General features: G+C 75.0%; 1 protein-coding gene. It reads right to left on the minus strand.

What is annotated here, in order from left to right:
• Positions 1-1,767: type I polyketide synthase (locus ABT186_RS47645; protein ID WP_351930682.1), on the minus strand; the 1,767-nt coding region annotated here is incomplete at both ends.

The raw sequence follows: 1,767 nt of genomic DNA on the forward strand, positions 1-1,767 counted from the left end.
TCCCCCGCCCGCAACGCCTGCACCGCAAGATGCAGGGCCACCAGCGCGGACGAGCATGCCGTGTCCACCGTCACCGCCGGGCCCTCCAGGCCCAGCACGTACGACATACGGCCCGACATGACGCTCGCGGAGTTGCCCGTGCCGAGGTGGCCCGCGACCTCTTCGGCCGTCGCAGGGTCGAGCGGACGGGAGGCGTAGTCCTGGTAGTTGGTGCCGGCGAAGACGCCGGTGCGGGAGCCGCGCAGGGTGGTCGGGTCGATACCGGCCCGCTCGAACGCCTCCCACGCCAGCTCCAGCAACAGCCGCTGCTGCGGGTCCATCGCCAGCGCCTCACGCGGCGAGATCCCGAAGAACCCGGGGTCGAAGTCGGCGACACGGTCGAGGAATCCGCCGCCGCGGGTGCTGGCACGCCCGGGCACGCCCGGTTCGGGGTCGTAGAGGGCGTCGATGTCCCAGCCGCGGTCGTCGGGCCATTCGGTGATGGCGTCCGTACCGTCGGCGAGCAACTGCCAGAACTCCTCGGGGGTGTTCGCCCCGCCGGGGAAGCGGCAGCTCATCGCGGTGATGACGATCGGATCGTCGTCGGTGGCGCGCGGCGCGGGGAGCGTGATGGCCGGGGTGTCGGCGGCAGCCGGGGCCAGAGCGGCGCGAAGGTGTTCGGCGAGGACGGTCGGGGTGGGGTAGTCGAAGACGAGGGTGGCGGGCAGGGGGCGGCCGAGGGCGCCGCTGAGCGCGTTACGCAGTTCCACGGCGGTGAGGGAGTCGAAGCCGAGCTCGCGGAAGGAGCGGGTGGGTTCGACGTCCTGCGGGCCGGTGTGGTTGAGGACGACGGCGACGTGGGCGCGGACGAGTTCCTCGAAGGCGGCGCGCTGCTCGGGCTCGGCGAGGGCGGCGAGTTGCCGGGTGAGGTCGCCGGTGTCGGGGGTGTCGGCGTCGGCGGGGTGCTGCGCGTCGTGGTGCGCCGGGCGGCGGGCGGTCAGGGCGCGCCGGGCGTCGGGCAGGTCGTCGAGGAAGGGACGGGGGCGGGCCGTGGTGTAGGCGTGGGCGAACAGGTCCCAGTCGATGTCGGTGACGGCGAGGGTGGTGTCGTCGTGGTCGAGGGCCTGCTGGAGGGCGCCGAGGGCGAGCTCGGGGTTCATGGGGCGCACACCGTGCCGCTGGAGGCGTTCGCCGACCGATCCCTCGGCCATGCCGCCGTCGGCCCAGGGGCCCCAGGCGACGGCGGTGGCGGGCAGGCCGCGGGCGCGGCGCTGCTGGGCGAGGGCGTCGAGGAGCGCGTTGCCGGGGGCGTAGTTGGCGTGGCCGGGGGCGCCGATCGTACCGGCGGTGGAGGAGAAGAGGACGAACGCGGACAGGTCGAGGCCGGCGGTGAGGGCGTCGAGGTTGCGGGCGCCGCCGACCTTGACGCGCAGGACCTCGGCGAGCCGGTCGGGGGTGAGGGTCGTGATGACGCCGTCGCGCAGAACGGCGGCGGTGTGGAAGACGGCGGTCAGCGGCCGTTCGGCGGGGACGGTGGCCAGCAGGGCGGCGAGCTGGTCGCGGTCGGCGATGTCGCAGGCGGCGATCTCGACGTGTTCTGCGCCGAGTTCGGTGAGTTCGGCGCGGAGTTCGGCGGCGCCGGGGGCGTCGGGGCCGGTGCGGCTGACCAGGAGGAGGCCGGGGGCGCCCTGTCGGGCGAGTCTGCGCGCGACCTGGCGGCCGAGGGCGCCGGTGCCGCCGGTGACGAGGACGGTGCCGCTGGGGGTCCAGTCGCGGCGAGCGCCCAGG

Origin of the sequence: Streptomyces sp. NPDC001634, from assembly GCF_040298185.1 — a bacterium.
Taxonomy (GTDB): Bacteria; Actinomycetota; Actinomycetes; order Streptomycetales; family Streptomycetaceae; genus Streptomyces.